Origin of the sequence: Priestia veravalensis (genome assembly GCF_001457055.1) — a bacterium.
Taxonomy (GTDB): domain Bacteria; phylum Bacillota; class Bacilli; order Bacillales; family Bacillaceae_H; genus Priestia; species Priestia flexa.
Map to the genome: position 1 here is coordinate 1 of NZ_KQ758746.1, position 3,816 is coordinate 3,816.

Genomic DNA, 3,816 nt, shown 5'->3' on the forward strand with positions numbered 1-3,816 from the left:
CAGCTAGAGGTACTCGTTGACGACAAAGAATGCATGTACGTTTTTGATCGTGGTTACTTAGATTATGAGCGATTTGACCGCATGACCGATGATGGCTATTTCTTCGTCTCACGCTTGCGAAAAAATGCGGTCATTCGTGTCGTAGAGCCATTTAAACTGCCAATCGATTCAACTGTATTGTCGGATGAAATGATTCTGATCGGCACCACACAAAATCGTGCAGAAAATATCTTTCGCCTCATCAAAGTGCTCGATTCAAAAGGTAACGAACTGCATCTAATTACGAATCGATTTGATTTAAGCGCCGATGATATCGCTGAATTGTACAAATCGCGCTGGGCAATCGAGTTATTTTTCAAATGGTTGAAGCAGCACCTGAACATCAAAAAGTTCTACGCGCAGAGCGAACAAGGCGTACATAATCAAGTGTATATCGCAATGATTGTATATTGCCTAAATGTACTGGCACAGCTGAACACGAACAGTTCAAGGACGTACTTACAAATTAGTCGCTTACTCAAAGCGGCACCATGGAAATCCGCTCATTTATGGCTACGAAAAATCGTAGGGAAAACCGTGCCCTAAAGAATTTCACAGGTCTGTTGCACTCGTCAAAGGTTATAGTAAAAAAATGGATGTTAACTACCTCTATTCAAATGTCTTTGTTTTTCTTCTCATGAGTAAAAACAATAAAGCAGAAAATTCAGTCAAATTTTATGCAACACTAGTGACATTTTTTATTAAATTGAATGATTGTTTAGGTAATGGTTATATTAATGCTTGTGCGCAAGATGGAAGGTAGCACACCGTTATAAATATGTTAAGGAGGATGAAAAAATGGGTATTTTAAGTGGAAATCCAACAGATGAGCCAATGCACTACGCACTACGGTGAGGTATTTGGAACTTGGTCTTTTGTTTCAACATCAAAAGCTTTAGTGTCTGGATATCAAACATTTTTAAATCACGTAGGTGACAAAGACCTACATAAATTAGTTCAACAATCAATTGAACAATGTCAAGAAGAGATGAAAGCGATAGAAAAATTATTAAAAGAAAACGGAATAGGTTTACCTCCAACACCTCCAGAACGTCCTGAAGCTTGCTTAGATGATATTCCAGTAGGTGCTCGAGTTCAAGATCCAGAAGTTGCGGCTTCTGTTTCGCGCGATATTGCAGCAGGTTTAGTTGCTTGTAGCCAATTGATTGGACAGTGTGTACGTGAGGATATCGCAGCAATGTTCAGCCAGTTCCACATGGAAAAAGTAGCGCTAGGCGGTAAATTTTTAAAGCTTAGTAAAGAAAAAGGATGGTTAATTCCTCCACCTCTTCATAAGTCTAAAAATACGGACTGTTAATAAATGTTTTTGCAGATTATTACAAATCCGATTCCTTGTGTATTCAATTAATAAACAGAGGGGGTTGGATTTTTCCAATCCTCTATAAAGAGTATGAATTAATAATACCAAGCTTATGTTTATGTCTAAGTTATAAAGAATTGAACCTTAATGATGATAAAAAAGATGAAGTCTATTGCACAGGTAACAAAAGTAAATTATGAGTAAACTGTTTCTAAGTACAAATACACTCGTAAGAATGCATTTTGACTAAGAGCTAAGAACATTTCTTAATACAGTTACAGTAAGTTTTTTTATAAAAAAATATTTTGTTAATAACGGACACTTATAGCAGCCCTTACTTATTGTATGTGTAATTTAAATCTCAGGTAATATTAAAAGGATCTTTTACTTTTGCGTAGCGGGCTCACCAAAATGTGTCTTGTAGTTCCATAATAACAGTACCATTTTTGGATAAACAATTATAAATAATATCGATTCTTTGCTTTTCCTCAACCTCTAAAACTAAAGAAATAGTACTTCCAAATTCTAAATTTTGCTCAGGGAAAGAATCAGAAACCATGAAAATAATTCATCTTTTTTAAACTTAGCGTGCATAATCCGATTCTGAGCTTCTGGAGGAGTTGGGAAATTTACTTCTCCAAACGTTTGAATTTCTTGAACTTGACCTTCAAAAACTTCCTTTGCATTTCCATTAAAAGATAAATAAGGTGTAATTTGTTTCTTTATTTCAAGCTCTCCTTTAAGTTGAAGTGTCAGACAATCCAATTATAGTGGTAATAATTCTTCATCGTAAAATTGAGCGTTCAAAGCTTTTAATAAAAAGAAGTAAAGATGTACATGTACTTTTTTATTTAGCTTATTTATATAAATATTTTAAAAACCAAAATTGCATCTTAGCAAAAGAATATGCTAAAATTTGACGAGTGTACTTGCCAGAAGTACATTCTTTTTTTGTATATAAACAGCTAGTATTCATCATTAGAGAAAAAGGAGTGGATTCCTTTGCCGCAGCAAGACTTAAAAAAGGAAATTGGATTCTTAGCTGCTCTTACGACAGTTATTGGAACCGTTATTGGAGCGGGTGTGTTTTTTAAACCAACCGCCGTTTATGGAGCGACTGGCTCCGCTAGCCTTGGACTCTTAGCCTGGTTAATTGGTGGGCTTTTAACGATATGTGCGGGTCTTACAGCTGCTGAATTATCAGCTGCTATTCCTGAGACAGGAGGGATGATGGCTTATTTAAAGAGAACGTATGGGAACCTTGTTGCGTTTTTGCTTGGGTGGGCACAGACGGTTATTTACTTTCCGGCTAATATTGCTGCGCTTGCTATTATCTTTGGAACGCAAACAATTAGTTTATTTGGACTAACGGCAAACGATAATCAATTCCTCATTGTTATAATTGCCATTGCAACTGCGCTGTTTTTGACCTTAATGAATTTTTTAGGAGCCAAAGCAGCTGGTGCTATTCAAACGATTGCAACTGTTTGTAAGCTCATCCCATTAGTACTCATTATTATCTTTGGTTTATTACATAGTGGAGACGTGCCATTTCAGCTGTTTCCAGTAGAAGCAGGACCAGATAAAGATTTCTTAACAGCGTTAGGATCAGGATTACTGGCAACCATGTTTGCTTATGACGGCTGGATTTTAGTTGGAAACATTGCAGGGGAAATGAAGAACCCGAAAAAAGATCTTCCGAGAGCTATTATCCTTGGCTTATCCGTTGTAATGGCCGTATATCTTCTTATTAACGTTGCGTTTCTTATGGTAATGTCGGCAGCGTCTTTAGCAGGTACAGATACGCCAGCATCAGATGCTGCAGGCCTGATTTTTGGCGCTTTTGGTGGGAAGTTTGTAAGTATTGGTATTTTAATTTCTGTATTTGGCTCGATCAATGGCTACATTATGACGGGAATGCGCATTCCGTATGCGATGGCGACAGAGAACAAGCTTCCATTTAGCAAGTGGTTTGGGCGTCTTTCAAAGAAAAGTAAAGTACCGTACAACTCGGGCATTTTTATTTTGTTTATCGCCATCATTATGATGACGATTGGTGGATTTAACACGCTAACGGACATGCTTGTGTTTGTTATTTGGATCTTTTACACGATGACTTTTGCGGCTGTGCTCATTTTACGTAAGCGTGAACCCGATCTTCCAAGACCTTATCGTGTGCCACTTTATCCGGTACTACCACTTATTTCGCTACTAGGTGGGCTGTTTATTGTGATGAATACGCTCTTTACACAAACAACTCTTGCTTTGTGGGGGTTAGGTATTACGGCTCTTGGTTTACCCATTTACTTTGCGATGAGAAAGAATCATATTAATAATTAGAAAAGAAGTCTTTTAGGGCTTCTTTTTTTATGTGTGCCAGGCATGGCAACTATCTAGGTGGTGAAAGTCCACTGTGGGGGTACACATCGACCAACCACTAAGGAAGCGCAAGGAAC

Annotated in this window: 3 protein-coding genes and 1 pseudogene; 3 read left to right on the top strand and 1 reads right to left on the bottom strand. The window is 37.5% G+C overall.

Translation table 11 applies throughout. The features are described 5' to 3' along the window. Together AS180_RS21025 and AS180_RS21030 are read left to right on the top strand one after the other, a co-directional pair. Window positions 1–585, top strand: a 585-nt coding sequence (locus AS180_RS21025; RefSeq protein ID WP_139109267.1) for an IS4 family transposase, incomplete at its 5' end; no start/stop codon positions are given. A gap of 252 nt (window positions 586–837) precedes the next feature. Continuing rightward, a pseudogene (locus tag AS180_RS21030) lies at window positions 838–1,357 on the top strand (DUF3231 family protein). A 528-nt stretch (window positions 1,358–1,885) separates the two neighbouring features. Here AS180_RS21030 and AS180_RS24000 read toward each other — a convergent pair. Then, on the bottom strand, window positions 1,886–2,125 hold the full coding sequence (locus AS180_RS24000; protein WP_309599054.1) for a VOC family protein: 240 nt from the start codon (window positions 2,123–2,125) through the stop codon (window positions 1,886–1,888). Window positions 2,126–2,362: 237 nt separating this feature from the next. On the opposite strand from AS180_RS24000, the gene AS180_RS21040 reads away from it, so the two are divergent. Further along, complete coding sequence (locus tag AS180_RS21040) at window positions 2,363–3,700, top strand: APC family permease (RefSeq protein ID WP_062687458.1); 1,338 nt, start codon at window positions 2,363–2,365, stop codon at window positions 3,698–3,700. Window positions 3,701–3,816: the final 116 nt, after the last annotated feature.